This window comes from Lysinibacillus sp. NPDC056220 (assembly GCF_049315265.1).
GTDB classification, from domain to species: Bacteria; Bacillota; Bacilli; order Bacillales_A; family Planococcaceae; genus Lysinibacillus; species Lysinibacillus pinottii.
In genome coordinates this window covers 314331-331245 of the sequence record NZ_JBMOXD010000003.1, presented here as the reverse complement: position 1 = coordinate 331245, position 16915 = coordinate 314331, and the positions used below count along the sequence as shown (strand labels likewise).

At 37.8% G+C, this 16915-nt stretch carries 22 protein-coding genes and 1 pseudogene; 13 read left to right on the top strand and 10 right to left on the bottom strand.

What is annotated here, in order from left to right; translation table 11 throughout:
• Positions 1-27: 27 nt before the first annotated feature.
• Positions 28-1224, bottom strand: a complete 1197-nt coding sequence (locus ACOZBY_RS11700; RefSeq protein ID WP_422762394.1) for a class I SAM-dependent rRNA methyltransferase — start codon at positions 1222-1224, stop codon at positions 28-30.
• A 62-nt stretch (positions 1225-1286) separates the two neighbouring features.
• On the bottom strand, positions 1287-2204 hold the full coding sequence (locus ACOZBY_RS11695) for an alpha/beta hydrolase (protein ID WP_031419847.1): 918 nt from the start codon (positions 2202-2204) through the stop codon (positions 1287-1289).
• A gap of 161 nt (positions 2205-2365) precedes the next feature.
• On the opposite strand from ACOZBY_RS11695, the gene ACOZBY_RS11690 reads away from it, so the two are divergent.
• The 3 genes and pseudogenes from ACOZBY_RS11690 to ACOZBY_RS11680 form a co-directional block, all read left to right on the top strand.
• Positions 2366-2842 (top strand): dihydrofolate reductase, encoded by a 477-nt coding sequence (locus tag ACOZBY_RS11690; protein ID WP_012294348.1) that lies wholly within the window; start codon positions 2366-2368, stop codon positions 2840-2842.
• A 59-nt stretch (positions 2843-2901) separates the two neighbouring features.
• Positions 2902-3396: an HIT family protein gene (locus ACOZBY_RS11685; RefSeq protein ID WP_036161575.1), complete on the top strand. Its 495-nt coding sequence runs from the start codon at positions 2902-2904 to the stop codon at positions 3394-3396.
• Positions 3397-3652: 256 nt separating this feature from the next.
• Positions 3653-3952: pseudogene (locus tag ACOZBY_RS11680) on the top strand (transposase); the annotation flags it as partial.
• A 123-nt stretch (positions 3953-4075) separates the two neighbouring features.
• Here ACOZBY_RS11680 and trhA read toward each other — a convergent pair.
• Positions 4076-4711 carry a PAQR family membrane homeostasis protein TrhA gene (trhA, locus tag ACOZBY_RS11675; protein WP_422762393.1) on the bottom strand — a complete coding sequence of 212 codons (636 nt, stop codon included), beginning with the start codon at positions 4709-4711 and terminating at the stop codon, positions 4076-4078.
• Positions 4712-4985: 274 nt separating this feature from the next.
• On the opposite strand from trhA, the gene ACOZBY_RS11670 reads away from it, so the two are divergent.
• The 5 genes from ACOZBY_RS11670 to msrB all read left to right on the top strand — a co-directional run bounded on the left by ACOZBY_RS11670 (position 4986) and on the right by msrB (position 8511).
• The gene (locus ACOZBY_RS11670; protein ID WP_031418146.1) at positions 4986-5828 is read left to right on the top strand and encodes a DegV family protein; all 843 of its coding nucleotides are present in this window, start codon (positions 4986-4988) and stop codon (positions 5826-5828) included.
• Between the two features lie 185 nt (positions 5829-6013).
• A complete protein-coding gene (locus ACOZBY_RS11665; protein ID WP_012294354.1) occupies positions 6014-6958 on the top strand; it encodes a GDSL-type esterase/lipase family protein in 945 nt (314 codons plus the stop codon).
• Between the two features lie 4 nt (positions 6959-6962).
• Positions 6963-7544 (top strand): YpmS family protein, encoded by a 582-nt coding sequence (locus ACOZBY_RS11660; protein ID WP_012294355.1) that lies wholly within the window; start codon positions 6963-6965, stop codon positions 7542-7544.
• A 12-nt stretch (positions 7545-7556) separates the two neighbouring features.
• Positions 7557-8090: a peptide-methionine (S)-S-oxide reductase MsrA gene (msrA, locus tag ACOZBY_RS11655; protein ID WP_031418147.1), complete on the top strand. Its 534-nt coding sequence runs from the start codon at positions 7557-7559 to the stop codon at positions 8088-8090.
• Positions 8083-8511, top strand: a complete 429-nt coding sequence (gene msrB / locus ACOZBY_RS11650) for a peptide-methionine (R)-S-oxide reductase MsrB (RefSeq protein ID WP_012294357.1) — start codon at positions 8083-8085, stop codon at positions 8509-8511. Before msrA ends, msrB begins: the two co-directional genes overlap by 8 nt.
• Positions 8512-8729: 218 nt before the next feature.
• Here the strand turns inward: msrB and ACOZBY_RS11645 are convergent, their stop codons facing one another.
• Positions 8730-10571: a methyl-accepting chemotaxis protein gene (locus ACOZBY_RS11645; RefSeq protein ID WP_422762392.1), complete on the bottom strand. Its 1842-nt coding sequence runs from the start codon at positions 10569-10571 to the stop codon at positions 8730-8732.
• 247 nt (positions 10572-10818) lie between these two features.
• Between ACOZBY_RS11645 and ACOZBY_RS11640 the strand changes: the two genes are divergently transcribed.
• Positions 10819-11037, top strand: coding sequence for a YozE family protein (locus ACOZBY_RS11640; RefSeq protein ID WP_031418149.1), 219 nt, complete (start codon positions 10819-10821; stop codon positions 11035-11037).
• A 111-nt stretch (positions 11038-11148) separates the two neighbouring features.
• Positions 11149-11856 carry a purine-nucleoside phosphorylase gene (gene deoD / locus ACOZBY_RS11635; protein WP_422762391.1) on the top strand — a complete coding sequence of 236 codons (708 nt, stop codon included), beginning with the start codon at positions 11149-11151 and terminating at the stop codon, positions 11854-11856.
• A 179-nt stretch (positions 11857-12035) separates the two neighbouring features.
• On the opposite strand, the gene ACOZBY_RS11630 is transcribed toward deoD, so the two are convergent.
• The 4 genes from ACOZBY_RS11630 to ACOZBY_RS11615 form a co-directional block, all read right to left on the bottom strand.
• Entirely contained in the window at positions 12036-12260 is a 225-nt protein-coding gene (locus ACOZBY_RS11630; protein WP_422762390.1) for a hypothetical protein, read from the bottom strand.
• A 445-nt stretch (positions 12261-12705) separates the two neighbouring features.
• Entirely contained in the window at positions 12706-13047 is a 342-nt protein-coding gene (locus ACOZBY_RS11625) for a hypothetical protein (protein WP_031418152.1), read from the bottom strand.
• A 321-nt stretch (positions 13048-13368) separates the two neighbouring features.
• Positions 13369-13491 carry a hypothetical protein gene (locus tag ACOZBY_RS11620; RefSeq protein ID WP_257216131.1) on the bottom strand — a complete coding sequence of 41 codons (123 nt, stop codon included), beginning with the start codon at positions 13489-13491 and terminating at the stop codon, positions 13369-13371.
• A 709-nt stretch (positions 13492-14200) separates the two neighbouring features.
• Complete coding sequence (locus tag ACOZBY_RS11615; protein ID WP_031418153.1) at positions 14201-14410, bottom strand: YjcZ family sporulation protein; 210 nt, start codon at positions 14408-14410, stop codon at positions 14201-14203.
• Between the two features lie 185 nt (positions 14411-14595).
• On the opposite strand from ACOZBY_RS11615, the gene ACOZBY_RS11610 reads away from it, so the two are divergent.
• Entirely contained in the window at positions 14596-15066 is a 471-nt protein-coding gene (locus ACOZBY_RS11610) for a GNAT family N-acetyltransferase (RefSeq protein ID WP_416277739.1), read from the top strand.
• Between the two features lie 62 nt (positions 15067-15128).
• Here ACOZBY_RS11610 and ACOZBY_RS11605 read toward each other — a convergent pair whose 3' ends face one another.
• Positions 15129-15401 (bottom strand): hypothetical protein, encoded by a 273-nt coding sequence (locus ACOZBY_RS11605; RefSeq protein WP_422762389.1) that lies wholly within the window; start codon positions 15399-15401, stop codon positions 15129-15131.
• Between the two features lie 51 nt (positions 15402-15452).
• Entirely contained in the window at positions 15453-15986 is a 534-nt protein-coding gene (locus tag ACOZBY_RS11600; RefSeq protein ID WP_422762388.1) for a GNAT family N-acetyltransferase, read from the bottom strand.
• Positions 15987-16169: 183 nt separating this feature from the next.
• Here ACOZBY_RS11600 and ACOZBY_RS11595 point away from each other — a divergent pair, with 183 nt between their 5' ends.
• Together ACOZBY_RS11595 and ACOZBY_RS11590 are read left to right on the top strand one after the other, a co-directional pair.
• A complete protein-coding gene (locus ACOZBY_RS11595) occupies positions 16170-16304 on the top strand; it encodes a hypothetical protein (protein WP_257216129.1) in 135 nt (44 codons plus the stop codon).
• 112 nt (positions 16305-16416) lie between these two features.
• Complete coding sequence (locus tag ACOZBY_RS11590) at positions 16417-16833, top strand: GNAT family N-acetyltransferase (protein WP_422762387.1); 417 nt, start codon at positions 16417-16419, stop codon at positions 16831-16833.
• Positions 16834-16915 lie beyond the last annotated feature (82 nt).

Sequence of the window (16915 nt, the reverse complement as noted above, 5' to 3'; positions counted from 1 at the left end):
TCACAGCAAAGTGTGATTCTAGATCAGTTAGTCGATTTTTTGAATAAAAACGACCTTCAAATAATTAAATTCAGGATATTCACGAGGCACACGGAAATCCTTTGGTAAACCGTATTCCTCTACAATTTTATAGCGTGTACGAGTCTCTTTAAATGCTTGGTCGATAAATCCTTTAAACTTTTTCATACCGAAGCTTGCATTATTTGTAGAAGCCACAATAATACCATTTTTGGCTGTAATCGCAATTGTATCCTTCAGTAATTTTGGATAGTCCTTCGCCGTTGAGAACGTCATTTGCTTTGTACGAGCAAAGCTAGGTGGATCTAAGACAACAAGGTCAAATTTTAATGCGTGACGCTGTGCATATTTAAAATAATGAAAAACGTCCATTACTTTTATATCCTGGGCTTCATAATCAATTTGATTGACGCTAAACTGCTCAATTGTTTTGGCTAAACTGCGCTTCGCAACATCAACACTTGTTGTTTTAATAGCTCCTCCAAGCGCGGCTGCTACTGAAAATGCCCCTGTGTAGGAGAAGGTATTAAGCATATTGGCTGTGTTTGCATAGCGCTCACGAATAGCTAATCGTACTTCCCGTTGATCAAGAAAAATCCCTGTCATCGCACCATCATTTAAATGTACTGCATAGGTCATCCCATTTTCCTTGACCAAAATTGGAAATTCGCCAGGAGTCCCCATAACAAAATCATCCTGTTCCATATATTGGCCTTTACCATCAAATCGTTTTTTCTCATAAATAGCTTGGTAGTTGATGGTTTCAGCAAGCGCCTCATAAACGACTTCTTTCAATGAGTAAATACCCTCGCTATACCAACTCACCATATAGTAGCCATTAAAGAAATCGATCGTTAGGCCACCAATGCCATCACCCTCACCATTGAAAACACGGAAGGCTGTTGTATGTTCATTCTGGAAAAATGCTTCTCGGAGTTGTATGGCTTTTTTGAACTTTTTAATGAAAAAAGCTTTATCGATGATTTCATTGATATCAGTCGTCAAGACCCAGCCAATCCCTTTATTTTGAATACCGAAGTAACCTGTACCAATAAAACGATTATGGTGATCCATCAGCTTAAGTAGTGTCCCTTGCTCGGAAGGGAGTTGTCGTGCATCCACCGCATCTTTTGAAATTAATGGGTAGCCTTTTTTTAATTGATCAGCAAAAGGCTGCTTTATTTGTAGGGCAATTGTTTGTGTCATGTTGTCATCCTTTAAAAAACGTTTTGCTCTATTATCGCACTGTTTGGACGGGATAGCCAAACTTATTTCAGGAATTCAGCAATTTTTGCCACTGTTTCGATGGTCGCCTCTTCAAAATAATGCATCTTGCTAAAATAGCTATGAATCAAACCAGACATGGTCATATGCTCTACAGGTACTCCTGCGTCCGCCAGTTTTTGGGCATAACTTAAACCTTCGTCAAAGAGTACATCTGCCTCTGCTGCAATGAGGAGGGTTTTAGGCATATGGCTTACATCCTCAAGTTGTAGAGGAGATACAAATGGATTCGCATAGTTGGATTCCTCTGTATAGTGCTGAGAAAACCATTGCATACCTTTTTTATCGAGGCCGAAATTTTCACCATAAGCCTGATAGGAAACGGTCGTGAAATCTACATTCGTAACGGGATAAATGAGTACTTGTGCTTGCAAAGACGGACCACCCGAAGAAGCAGCTAAGTGGGTCACGACCGTTGCTAAATTTCCGCCGGCACTGTCCCCAGCAACCGTCAACTGAGCAGCATCGCCGCCAAATGCTTTGATATGGTCATGCACCCATACTAAGCTATCGTAGGCATCCTGTAATGGAGTTGGAAAAGGAAATTCTGGAGCTAAACGATAATCTACTGAAACGACAATAGCTTGTGCTTGTTCTGCTAATAGCTGACAGCCAGCATCAACTGACTCTAAATTACCATATACCCAGCCACCACCATGATAATAGACAATAACCGGTAATGGTTGGTGATGAATAGGGATATAGAGTCGTAGCGTAATTTGAGCACCATCACGCACTGTAATTGCTTGTTCTTGTATGGACGCAAGTGTTGGTTTGTGTACGGATTGCCATGGCATAACCGTCCGCATCGCACGAGCTTCCTGTGGTGTGACTTGATAGTAAGGTGTCACACCATGCTGAGCTTGAATATAATGAACAGCTTCTTTTCTTAATGTAGTCATCCTCATCATTCCTTTATCTTGACGTTTATATCTTATATTATAAACTATTCATATAATTTTACTAGGATTTAATTGTAGAAAAAGAAAAATCTTTTATAAAAGAGGTGAAATGATTGAATTGTGTTTATAATAAAAGGGAAGAAAGTATTTGGAGGGACAGTATGATTTCTTTAATTGTGGCACATGATGACAACCATGTAATTGGGTATAATAACGGAATGCCTTGGCATTTACCTGGAGATTTGCAGTATTTTAAAAACAAAACAATGGGCAAGCCAATGATTATGGGCCGAAAAACGTTTGAATCCATTGGTCGTCCACTACCAGGACGTCGTAATATTGTTATTACACGAGATGAAAATTATCGTGCAGAAGGCATTGAAATTGTGACAAGCCTAGAAGAAGCAATAACAATGGCAGGGGATGTACAGGAAATTATGATTATTGGCGGCGAGCAAATTTTCCGTTTATCGATGGAAATAGCAGATCGCTTATATATTACGAAAATCAATCATTCTTTTCAGGGCGATACCTTTTTCCCAAGCTATGAGCAGGATTTTGTAGAGGTTGCTGCTGAACAGCCTGAAACAGCTTCAGAAGGCTATACATTCCAATATCAAATTTTTGAACGTAAATAACATGGAGAGACGCACGGTTTTGCTAGACCGTGCTACTTCTATATTTAGGGGAGATATTGATGCGCAACATAGTATTATCGAGTGGAGAAAATGTTTATGTTGATTGCTTGAGCTGTGCAATCATAAGTGGACAAATCGAGCCCAATGGGGGTGTTCTAATTGAAACGGATTATTTTCACGCCCATCAGGATATAGCTTATCCAATAAAGGGATTAGTTATAGTAGCCTCAAAGCGTCATATTCATTGCTTGGATGAATTAAATAATGACGAAAAACTGGATTACATCCATCTCTTAACAAAAATAAGACAAGCTCAAAGGGAAGTATTGGGCATAGCATACGTTTATTATTTTTACAACGAAGATACGACTCATCATTTCCACATTTGGATGGTGCCTCGCTATGAATGGATGAATGCATTCGGGCGATCCGTTGAATCCTTGAGGCCCGTGTTACTTCATGCCAGGAAAAATATGAATAATGAGGAGCATGAAAAAGAAGTAAGGGAAGCGATTAAGCTTTTAAGAGATTCCATAAAAAATCGCTCCTTGTGAAGAAGGGCACTGAAAAAGTCCATATCTTTTTTTCATTTGGCACTGTGACTCTACTGTTGTTTTCCGAAGCATTCCGCTCGCTTTCCGCGGGCGAGCGCCGAGTCTCCTCCTACGCTTCGCTTCGTGCGGGGTCTCGTCTGTCTCGCTTTCCCGCAGGAGTCGAGCGATGCTTCTGCAAACAACGCAATGTATCATACTATTATTTTAGTCACACTTTCCTTTATCATAAAAGAATGAATATGTAGGTGGAGCCCCAATGATTTCAAATCAGGAAACCCTTAATTTAAGTCCATACATGGCAATCTATGATATTGTTGTGCAAAAAGATAACATGCTTCGCCAGGTCAATGAACTTGTTGAATTTTCATTTTTTTTAGAAGAGCTAAAAACAAAATATTGTTTAGATAATGGACGTAATACCATTCCTCCAATACGCATGTTTAAGTACTTATTATTAAAAGCGATTAATGATGTATCAGACGTCGACCTAGTAGAGCGCTCAAAGTATGATATGTCATTCAACTATTACTTGGATATGGCAACAGAAGATCCAGTGAGACAGAAATAAGGCACTTCCTGTTCAAAATTGAACAAGAAGTGCCTTATTTTTATCTGAAAAAGGTTCGCTTTTATGAAAACATAAGTTTTTCAGTGCCCTCTTATGAAGGGAGCGACTTTTTTATAAATAGAAGTACACACAAGCGTACATGGAAGCACAGCCAGCTAGCACAAAAAGATGCCATATTGCATGGTTATAAGGTAGAGAGCGCCAAGCATAAAAGATGGCACCAATCGTATAAAACAGCCCACCCGCTAGCAATAAAGCAAAGCCGTAAAAGCCTAAGTATAGATAAACGGGCTTAATAGCAAAAATGATTAACCAGCCCATGCCAATATAAAATATTAAAGATAGGACTTCAAAACGATTGATGAAGAAACATTTAAAAAGAACACCTAGGACAGCCAATGTCCAAATAATACATAACAAAGTCAAACCTAATGTGCCACCCACAGCAATTAATAAAAACGGCGTATACGTACCGGCAATTAAAATGTAAATGGACGAGTGGTCCAAAATAGCGAAAAAGTGTTTATATTTTTCTGGCATACTGTGTAGCAATGTGGACATTAAAAACAAGATGATGACAGAGGCACCAAAAATACTAAAAGTAGTAATATGTAGAGCATTACCTGTTTGCACAGCTGTAACCAGTAAAACAACTAGTGCTGGAATACTTGCAAGAAAACCAATACCGTGTGTAATGGCATTCCACAGCTCTTCCTTCCAAGATTTATAGTCAAATGAATCAATCATTTACAACACTCCTTTCGTTCATGTATTTACTATACCCCAATAATTTATATATGAACATTTACATTTGTCATATATTTCATATCAAAAATGTCATAAGGCTGTCATATTCTTTTAGGGGCTTTGATAGACAAGAGTTAAAGGAAACGCTATAGTATCAAAGGTAGCGTTTACATTCTAAAGAAATCAAGGCTTAACCTAATGACAAATGTCATGTTTACATAATGATTCATTAGTCTATATAATAAATTTTAATGAAGTAAAAGGATGTGTCGAAGTGGGACGAATTCATATAGTAACGGACTCAACTTGTGATTTAACTAAAGAAGAAGTAGCACAGCATGGCATACATATCGTGCCATTAACAATTCAAATTGATGGTGAAACATATATAGATGGTGTGGATTTAGAGCCACAACCTTTTTTAGGCTTAATGAAAAATGCTAAAAATTTGCCGAAAAGTTCGCAGCCTGCACCAGGGAAATTTAAGGAATTATATGATGAGTTAGGCAAAGATGGCGATCAAATTATATCCATCCATATGACAGGTGGTATGAGTGGCACGGTGGAGTCAGCACGACAAGCAGCTCAAATGACAGACGCCGATGTGACTGTGATTGACTCACGCTTTATTGCAATTGGTCTAGCTATCCAGCTACGTGAGGCTATAAAAATGCGCGATGCTGGAGCAACGGTTGAGGACATCGTGGCCCGTCTGGATAAAGTACGTGCAAACACACATTTGTATGTGATTGTGGATACCCTTGAGAATCTAATTAAAGGCGGTCGAATTGGTAAAGGAAAGGGCTTTATCGGCTCATTGCTAAACATCAAAGTTATTGCTAACCTAGAGGGTGGCGTTTACAATCCTGTTTCCAAGGTTCGTAGCCATAAACAGGTTGTGAATTACTTATTTAAACAATTCCAAGCAGATACGGCTGGGAAAACAGTTAAAACGGTCGGTATTTCTCATGCAGATGGCCTCATCACAATGGGTAATCCATTAAAAGAGTTAATCGAAGGAACTGGTTTTGATAAAGTTGAAATTGCCTTTACATCCCCAATTATTTCGACACATACTGGACCAGGTGCAATCGGATTTATTTATTTTGCAGAATAATAGTGAGGAGCTACTACATAAGTAAATATGTAGTGGCTTTTTTTCATTTTTTACCTTTTAGCTGGATGCTTGTTCGGCATTTGGAAAAGAGGAAATTTGACAACAACACAAAATTATGTAGAACAGAGGGTAAGTCACTTTTCATTAGGGTATGAACTATTCTATAATAGAAGGTACAGAAAGGGATGGAAGGTGGTCAAATGGACATTTGGCGATTTATGTTGTCATGTTTGATCGTCTTAGTACTAAGTGGTTGTGCAATATCAATCGATGAGCCGAATCCGCAAGCAGAGCCTGACGGCGAGCAAGCAGAAACGGAGCAAGATATGACGCAGGATGAGCAACAAACAGTAGAAGAGGAAAAAACCTCCAAGAATATGTTGACGCAAATTTTTGAACATTTTTTTGAGCCATCAGCAGAGGATTTATCGCAAATTGATGAAGAAAATGCAAAGCAACTGCATTACTTGGCACTGGGAGATTCATTAACAGATGGTGTCGGTGATGAGTATAGTCAAGACGGTTATGTAGGAAGATTAGCAGATTCATTGCTTACGTGGCCTTCGATTTCCGAGGTGGATGTTGATAATCGTGGCAAACGGGGCAGACGTAGTGATCAGCTACTAAAATTAGTGAAAAAAGGGCATTATGATGAAGAGTTGCAGCAAGCGCAGCTCATTTCTTTAACAATGGGTGGCAATGATGTCATGAAAGTGGTTAAACAGGATTTGTTTAATCTGAAGCGTGACGCATTCGATAAAGAATTGCGGACCTATAAGCAGCGCTATAGCAAAATCGTTGAAGGAATTCGTGCAAAAAATCCGACAGTGCCTATCCTACTCATTGGATTCTACAATCCATTTTCGATTGTGACCAATGAGGCGAATGAATTCGATACAATTATCACAGAATGGAATAATGTGATTGAGGAAGTAGCGAGCGAAGATTCCAATGCATGCTACGTATCGGTGGAGGATTTATTTGATTCAAATGAAGAGCTCGTCTATCATACAGATTTTTTCCACCCCAATGCAAAGGGATATGAAAAAATGACAGAACGTATACTAGCAGCAATGGAGCAGTGTGGTATGGAAGAAAAGATTAACAAGGCAATAGGCTTCGAGGAGTGACAAAATGAATAAATGGAAAGTCGCGTTTTTCGCCTTAGCAGGCACAGTGCTTTTTGCAATCCTCCTCGTCGTTTTTTTAGCAACTAGACCAGTAGATGGAGTCGATGTTGCGAAGAGTTCAGCAGGTGAAAGTGAAAGCAAAGGGAATGTACTCGTGGTGCAAACCACAACAAAGGAATTAGAATCGATTTCCAAAAAATATTTAAAAGATGCAGCAAAAGGCTCGCCTTTACCACTTGATTTTACAATCGGCGATGATATTCAATTACGAAGCACACTTACCGTGTTTTATACGGAAATCCCGATTTCCATGAATTTTGATCCAATTGTGGATGACAAGGGCAATATTATTTTAAAGCAGACGGGAATGAATGTCGGGCTATTAAACATTCCGCCGGAGACGACCATGAAAATTATGCGGGATTCGGTGGAATTCCCTTCTTGGATTACCGTGAACCCCAATAAAGCAGAAATCTATATTGATTTATCGCGAATTAACATAGCATCAGGATCACGTGTCCGTGCTAAAGAATTAGACTTACCAAATGACAAAATTTTATTAGAAATTATTGTTCCTGGTGAATAAGGAGTGAAATGAATGGCAAAGCAATATGCAACATTTGCAGGAGGCTGTTTTTGGTGTATGGTCAAGCCATTTGACGAAACACCTGGCATTGAGTCGGTGCTATCAGGCTATACAGGTGGACATGTTGTCAATCCAACTTATGAGCAAGTGTGCTCAGAAACTACCGGACATGTAGAAGCCGTGCAAATCGTATACAATGATGATCTTTATAGCTATGAGCAACTCCTATCCATCTATTGGACCTTAATAGACCCGACAGATGCAGGAGGCCAATTTTACGATCGTGGCGAATCCTACACAACAGCCATTTACTACCATAATGAAGAACAACGTCAACTAGCAGAGCGTTCAAAGGCTGATTTAGAAGCCTCTGGAAAATTTGATAAACCGATCATGGTGAAAATCTTACCTGCTAGCACATTTTACCCGGCTGAGGACTATCACCAATATTATTATAAGAAAAATCCAATGCACTATGAACGCTATTCGGTTGGAAGTGGTCGCCGAGCGTTTCAAGAGCATCACTGGGGGAACAAACATGAATAAAGAACAACGTTTAAAAGAACTCACAGACATGCAATATTATGTGACACAGGAAAATGGGACAGAACCACCATTTCGTAATGAGTTTGATGAGCATTTTGAAGAGGGCATCTATGTAGATATCGTCTCTGGGAAACCACTATTCAGCTCATTGGATAAATACAACTCAGGCTGTGGCTGGCCAGCATTTACAAAGCCCATCCAAAAAGAAGAAGTAACTGAACACTTCGACACTTCCCACGGTATGCGTCGGGTAGAGGTACGCAGTAAAGAAGCAGACTCCCATCTAGGACATGTCTTCCCAGACGGCCCAAGTGAACTAGGAGGCTTACGCTACTGCATTAACTCAGCATCCCTACGTTTCGTAGCAAAAGAAGATTTAGAAAAAGAAGGCTACGGCCAATTCCTATCATTATTCAAATAAAATATCATCCTAGCAAGAGCGACCTTGCTAGGTTTTTTTGTGCATTAACTAAGTAGAGGATAGAATGTGTGAAGTGAGGATAGAACGAGCGGATAGCACCTCTGACCTTGGCTGATTCACACCTCGCCATATTGAAGCATCTCCTCCTCAAAAAATAAGAAGGAATCCTTTCATTGGAAGGATTCCCTCTTAAATTTACAATAACGTTTAGAAAAAACTTAAACTTTAAATGCTCCTACTAGATTTCGCAGGCTGTCAGCTTGTTGAGCAAGCTCAGTGGCAGCCGCGTTGATTTCCTGCATGGAAGCGGAGCCCTGTGTGGCAGCGGCGGCGGATGTTACGGTGTTAGCCGCGGACTGCTCAGCATAGGCATTGACGTGAATGAAGTCGCTCGCTACGGTATTGCTAAAGTCAAGTGTAGATGCAATTTTATCCACCATGGCTGCAATTATCGTTGTTGTTTCTTGTGTATGCGATAAAATGTTGGCCAAAGATTGATTGGTTTCATTGGTTACTTCTACGCCTCGAATGACCGTAGTGACTCCTTCATGGTTTTGAGCAATAATAGATGTAACTTCATCTTGAATAGATGTCACGATAGCAGTTACTTCCTTGGCAGCACTTTGGGATTGCTCAGCTAGTTTTCGAACTTCATCCGCTACCACGGCAAAGCCTCGACCATGCTCGCCAGCTCGAGCCGCTTCAATCGCTGCATTTAAAGCTAGTAGATTTGTTTGCTCGGAAATGGCTGTAATGGTACCAATGATTGATGTAATGTCGGCAGATTTACGACCTAAAGCCTCGACCGTGGATGTTGTGGAAGCCATAGTTTCTTCGATTGATTGCATAACAAGCGAAGATTGCTCCACAGAAAGGCTTCCTTCATCGGCTGCTTGCTGCATGGCTATAGAGGCACGATGTACGGCACTGGCTTGTTCGTTCAATTGATGCATAGAGTGCTCTAAATCGCTCATTTTTTGTTGCGCACTATTCATACTAGAAATGGTATTATCACTATCGCTTGCAATATCTGCAGTCGCATCCGCAATATCTTGAATGGTACGAGCATTTTCATCTGCTAGCGACATGAGCTCCTGACTACTGCTTGATACATGATCAGCCAGTTCACTTACACGTCGAATTAAATTGGAAATGGATTCAATCAACGTATTTGTGGAAGCAGCAATAATGGAAAATTCATCATGATTTCGCACTTTCACACGCCTCGTCAAATCGCCTCCTGCCTGAGCAATATCAAGGATGGAGTCATTAATCGCTTGTGTATTACGTTTCAAAGATTTAAAGAGCATAAAACCAAACATAACAATGGCTAAAAACCCTATAATAGATACGATAAAGAATGTAGTGATCGAAAGGTTTACTTGTTGATTAAGCTTGTCTAATTTAGCTTTATTCGATTCATCCATTACAATATTTATGGATTCAATATTATTATCAATATGGGTTTTCATTGTTTCCCCAGTAGCCCCCATCATAAGCTTACGGGCCTGCTCAAGACCAAGTTCATCACGCATAGTCATCACTTTTTTTGAATAATCCAAGTAATTTCTATAATACTGGTCAATGGCCTGTATATGACCAAGCTCAACTTCCCGATCCTGAAATTGTTCATTTAAAGCCGTTAATTTTTTATTAATAGTATCAATTTTCAAATGATATGAAGTAGAATAAATGCCATTACCTGTAATTAAGTAACTTTGTTCCAAATTCGTCAGCCTTGCAATCTCATACGCAAGTTGATTTACTGTTAACTGCTCTAAGACATTCTTCTTAGTGAAATCCTCCATCTCCTGCTGAAGCTTCTGTATATTGACATAAGACAATATACCCATTACACCATTAATTACAATAAGAAGTGCGAACATCATAAGCACTTTTCCTCTAATTAAATGGTAAAAACGTTGTCGTTTTACTCTATTAGGACGGGGATTGATCCCGTTTTTCTCTTGTATAGAAGCTTTCTTTCTCTTAAAAAAGCTAAAAGTGAAGAGAGTCGGGCGTTTTTTTGCTGCATCATGAATATTCTTAGTCTTTTTCATCGCATCACCTTCCTAATTTTTAGTAATCGATTTCCATTTTATCTTATTTTACTAGATATTTCTATTATTTTTTCTAAAAATTTAAATTTTTCTGATAGCTATAGCTGTGACAAAAGTCAGGATTGTCCAAGAAAATAGTGCTAAAACCTTGGATAGGTAATATATCTTAGTAGTGGAAATTATGACGAATAACGGTTTTTCTGATACACTATCGAAAAGTAAATGCAAGAAAAGGGGAAATTGTGTGATGAAAAAAAGTTTTTATTTATATGTCCTAACATTTCGGGGCGGCGACTGGTCAGACCCTAAGGTACGGTTTGCAGAGGAAATGTTTCATGAGCATAATTTTCCAAAGCAAAGCACAGACTTTAACGAACTATCCAACTACATTGAATCCTATGCTACAGAAAATTTAACAATTGAAGCTTTTGATCATTTGTGGGAATTATATGAGGGACAGGCATAATTGTACGAAAACTATAAATAATTTTTTAGTTGCTAGACGTCTAGCATTGCGTAAATGACAGAAACACAGTATTATTTATAGTGATAACTGACAGAAAAGAGGGATTGCAGTATGAGTGTTCATATTAATGCAAAAAAAGGTGAAATCGCTGACACAATTTTACTTCCAGGAGATCCACTTCGTGCAAAATACATCGCGGAAACATTTTTAGAGGATGTAACTTGCTACAACGAGGTACGTAATATGTTTGGTTATACGGGTACGTATAAAGGCAAACGTATTTCAGTACAAGGAACTGGTATGGGTGTGCCATCTATTTCAATCTATGCGACAGAATTAATGCAAGAATATGATGTTCAAAAATTAATCCGTGTAGGTACTTGTGGTGCAATTCAAAAAGATGTGAAAGTGCGTGACGTGATTTTAGCACAAGCAGCAACATCTGATACACGTATGAACCAAATCATTTGGGGTGGAGCTATCGACTTCGCACCAATCGCAGACTTTGACCTATTATTGAAAGCGTATAACGCAGGGAAAGATGCTGGACTTAACTTACAAGTAGGGAATGTCTTCACAGCAGATTTATTCTACTCAGATGAGCATCAAAATGAAAAATTAGCACAATACGGTGTACTAGCTGTAGAAATGGAATCAGCAGCTCTTTACACATTAGCCGCTAAATTTGGCCGTAAAGCACTTTCTGTTCTAACAGTAAGTGACCACATCATTACAGGTGAAGTAACAACTTCAGAAGAACGTCAAACAACATTCAACGACATGATGGTTGTCGCATTAGAGGCAGCTATTCAAGACTAGTTGATATAACAGCGTTTTCAACATGTATGAAATACCTTAATAAAAGCAACCGACCAAAAAACGACCATTTTTGTAAAATGGAGTTAAAGTAGTCGGTTGCTTTTTCTTTATCTTTCATAGTTAAGTGACTATAGGTATTAACTCCACTGTTCCTCTTTATCTTGTGCTACAATTTTTAATTAAATAACTTTTTCTTTAATCTCATCTGATATATATTTTATTTTCTCAAGTCTCTCAACTACGTAAACGTATTTTAGTTGAGTCGCTGTTGTGAATACACTCGGTAGGTCTTCATCTATACCATTGAATTTTTCGTATGCTAATGCAAGATTGTTATAGTCTTGTTGTACTTCGTTTGCTTTTCCTTCTGTTTTAGTAATTAAAGTATCGAAATCGCCATTCATTACTAATTGAATATATTCTTTTTCGTCTGCTGTAATTTCACGACTATAGGCTCTTACTATTTACACTCCTGTTTTTCTTCACCACATGCAGCTAAACAGGAGTGTAAAAGATGGGTGAAGGTTGTTCTTTGCGGGTTGAGACTAATCAATTGGATGGAATTTTTTTATGTTGCTATTTCAAAATTTAAGCAGGATGATAACAGGAATATAGAGGATGAGGTTAAGTTCGGAACGGGGATTAAGTATGGAAGTAATGAAAGAATTTCATCAAGTGCTGGGTGAGGCGATTGACCATCAAAAAGAAAGAGTAGCGTTGCCATAAGTAAAAATAAAAGGGCTAAAAAATAACTAAAGGTATAAAGAGTGCACTTCTTTATACCTTTAGTCCACAATAAGAGCCTGTTAAAAATAAGGCTCACACGTTTTTAAGCATAGATTTATAAAATTAAAGAATTTGCGTTAATTCTGAATTTACAAATCGTTGGGCATCGATAATTACACCTGAAGCTGTTCGACCGTACACACTGTATAATCCTCCAGTTTGATTAGGAACAATTTCAACCTCATATTGAGCAGAACCACTCACACTTGGAGTTACAAATGTAGAAGCGTTGGCATTAGCAGCAAAAGGAGTTGTTGATAATAACTGTCTCGTGCCGTTTAGTCTGAAAACCCTTACTACTCCTGTTAATAAACCTCCAGTGAGATTAAGAACTTTGATACGAACGCTAGAGGCATTAGCTGGTAGATTTCCTGTATTTTCAATTGGACCAGTAGTTAAAGGCATGTAATTTTCACCTCCTTTTAACTTAAGATTAATAATCTGCAGATTACATTTTCATAATATGCATTACGCTTCTACATTCTATAGACTTATTTATCAAGTACCTTTAAAAATAAAGGCAAAGTGTGAATTGTTTAGTAGAAAATGTATTATTAGTGAATCTATAAACATAGGTGAATCCATATAAAAAGACAAAATACCCTAGTAGTAGCAAAATATAATATGGAGAGATCAAAACAAACCGGACATCTTGAGGAATAACAAAATAGAGCGATTAAAATACATCGCTCTATAAGCCTATTATGTATGTATGCTTTAAAGAAATTACTGGCTTCTTTCGAGTTCGTCGATACGTTTTTCTAATTTTTTGATTTTAGAATCAGCTGAAATAGCAAAGACAAATGACAAACAAGCAAAAGAAAAAGCCATAAGTGCAAAAGAGTCCATTTAAATACCTCCTATTATAAAGAAAAAGTGTTGTAATTAATTTACGGATGCAAATGGAAAAGGTTTCAAATTTACGATTGAAAAAGAGAAAGCTTCAGCGTCTTCACACGCTACAGCTCGAATTGAGATACAAAGGTTACCACCATCAAAAAAATGCGAGCAGAAATGGTTATAGGGGCAAAAACAGCACAGTACGGAATCGGGGTTACTTGACTAAAGGCAACTGGTGGCATAAGCAAACCACTTATGATGCGATGAATAAGATAGTGGTGAAATGGTAAATATCTTTTTGAAATACAGAAGCAATCCTACAAGTTCTGGGGCAATTAAAAAGAGACCACCTTTTTACTGGCAGTCTCCTTTAAAAGCAGTCGACTTTTGGTGACCAAAAGCGACCAACCTCTTATATTTAGTTAACGTAATAAAAAGGTAAACAATTTTAGTTGTATTTTAAATAGTGTAGAATGTTGTTAAATCAACATTCATGAAGTATCCTGTTCTTTAAAAAAGTACAAGTAATTCAACGACATGATGGTTGTCGCATTAGAGCCAGCTATTCAAGACTAATATCGTAATTTGTGAAGCAACCGACAAATGTTAGTCGGTTGTTTTTCTTTTTTTTCTTAGTGAAAATCCAAGGGCCACCTGGCTGTAAAGGACCCTTGGATGATTGACAAAAGAAGTTATAGTTATCTCTTATCACTAATGATTAGCAATCTTCTTTTTGCATGAATGTTGCGCCAACAATGATGAGTAGAATGAATAGAATCACGATTAAGACAAATGTTGAACTATTACCTTTGCCATGGTCCATGCAGTAGCCCATGTTATACTCATTACCATAACCGCTGTAACAGCAATTGTAATTACCTACACTACCATAATATCCTGCATTTCCTACGTTTCCGTAATATCCCATGAAAACCTCTCCTTTCTTCAATTTATAGTATGTAATTTGTCATTGAAGGGAGTGGGGTATTCGTCTAATGTCAGCTAAAAAAGAGGCACGGATAGAATAAGGTCTATCTTGGATACATAAATAAACGCCAATGTACTCCAATTTGAGGTACTATAAAATTAACAAAAGAAAAGGAGAAATAAAAAATGTTTACCTTTCATAAAAATGATAGGACATTCGTGGAAATCGAAAAGGATATTATGAACTCAAATCAGGCATATAATTTAATCGCCTATGATCAAAAGGTTCTTGGGAATGAGGATATTCTAGCTATACATGAAGAAACAGAAGAATTACAGGTTGAAAGATACTTGGTAAAAAAAGGGGATGACTTTCTAGCTATTTTGGATTATGGCATGTTAAGCCCTCGTCATCAAAAACCTTGGATCAGTCTATTGGCGGTCCATAAAAAATATCAAGGTTTAGGATATGCCAAAAAAATATACATGATGTACGAGGAATTAATGAGAAGTCAACGAGCAAACTGTATTCATATCGCAGTACATTCTACTAATAAAAGCGCTGTCAACTTCTGGACTTCGCTTGGTTTTATACAGTTTGACGAGAGAATTTACGAAGATAAAGTTATCCTAAGCTTTGAGAAGATTTTAATTTAAGCATTCTAACTTTACTCCTGTTTATTTTTAAAGAAGTAAAATATAAACAGGAGTGGTATATATTAAAATTTTTTGAATACACCGACGAGAAGTATAACCAGCCCAATGAGAAATAAAAAGGGGAACAAGATGACCATGAGTCCTACTGCTGCAAAACCGTCGCCTTCTTTTATGCCATACAAAATAGATACCACCCAGGCAAACAGTGGTGCTATGACTACCATTAAAGTGATTCCCCAAATAATGAATGTTGTTTTCTTCGATTTACCCAGACATATAATGAAAACGATAGATACGATTAACACCAAAGCAATAGCAACTACGCCAATCGCCAATTTCAACCCTCCTAATCTGTAGTTAAAGGCTGCCAATTCATTTGGGTGCTTTTATGCATCCCATAATAGTTCTACTACTTTATTGACATCATCCCATTCATAAACTAGCTCCTCTACTACTTTGCCCCCAATATTGATGTCTAGGCTTGTTAAAAGCTTTGCGCCAAAATGTTCGTAGAAATATTTTGATGTATTGTCAGCCAACACCTCTACATATATTTTGGAATAGTTTTTCTGCTGAAAGAAAAGAAATAGTTCTTTCAATAAAAGCTTACCTAGACCTTTCCCTTGATAGGCTTCTAGGAGATAGAGTGTTTCTAAATAAATGGAATTGGGAATAGGTGCTGTTTCCCTTTGACTCGCAGAAGAAAAGCCAATAATATCTCCGTCGTCATTTTCAGCTACAAGTATAAATTTAGTAAGATCTTCGAGATGACGTTCCCATAAAAGTGTTCGTTGTGTATAAGATAATTTTTCTAAAAATTCATCTGGAATTATATCTTTATAGGTTGTTCTCCAACTATCGACATGTACTGTCCCAATACCTGTAGCATCTTCGACGATTGCCTTTCTAATTTTCATCATGAACCCTCCCATAATCTATCTTTTAAGTAATATAACATACCATTATTTGGATGGATAATATAAAATAGGAGATACGTATCGTGCAAATTAGTGCAGAAACCTACAAACACCGCAATCATTCGTTATTTCTTGGTACAAGAATAAGAAACACATACATATCACTTATGAAATAGGAGGTTTACCATGAGTAGCAGCTATCAGGTAAGAGACAGCTATTTTATGATTGTTGATCCACTTTCAGTGATTATGATCGGCATGACTTTTTTATTTCTACTAATGTTTGTTTTAGTGTTGTGGAAAAAAAGAAACAACGTATAACATGCCTCGACTATATCCTTATTAAGGGAGTAAGGATAATTCATCCATCCCAACGCTTTTATGAAATAAAACAAGGTCTATCTGTATAACCATAATAGAAAGGTAGAGTGCATTGGAAATTATTCAATCTTATCCTATTCAACCCGCAGTGAAAGTATTATTATCCTATGCCACATCCAAAGCAAAGGTGGATCAGGCATATGATTTGTATGTACATTCCCTGGCATGGAAATTATATGGCTATTACATGGATCAAGAACTTGTTGGCTGTATAGGAATTGAAATAGGTGATGCACATCCGTGTGTCATTAAACATATAGCCGTATCGCCAGCGCATCGTGGGAAAGGAATTGGGCGTAGGATGGTTCAGTCTATTCACCATCATCATTCATTTTCTTCCATTTATGCCGAAACGGATAGAGATGCTGTGATTTTTTATAAAAAGATAGGATTTCACATGACAAGTTTAGGAGAAAAATACCCAGGTGTGGAGCGGTTTGCCTTCCTATTAACGGGTCCTACATTGTAGCATACAGCTTTCAACTAAATACATCATAAATTATCCATCTACGTAGGGAAGAAAGGAGCGGCATCTATTAAAAAGATTTTCG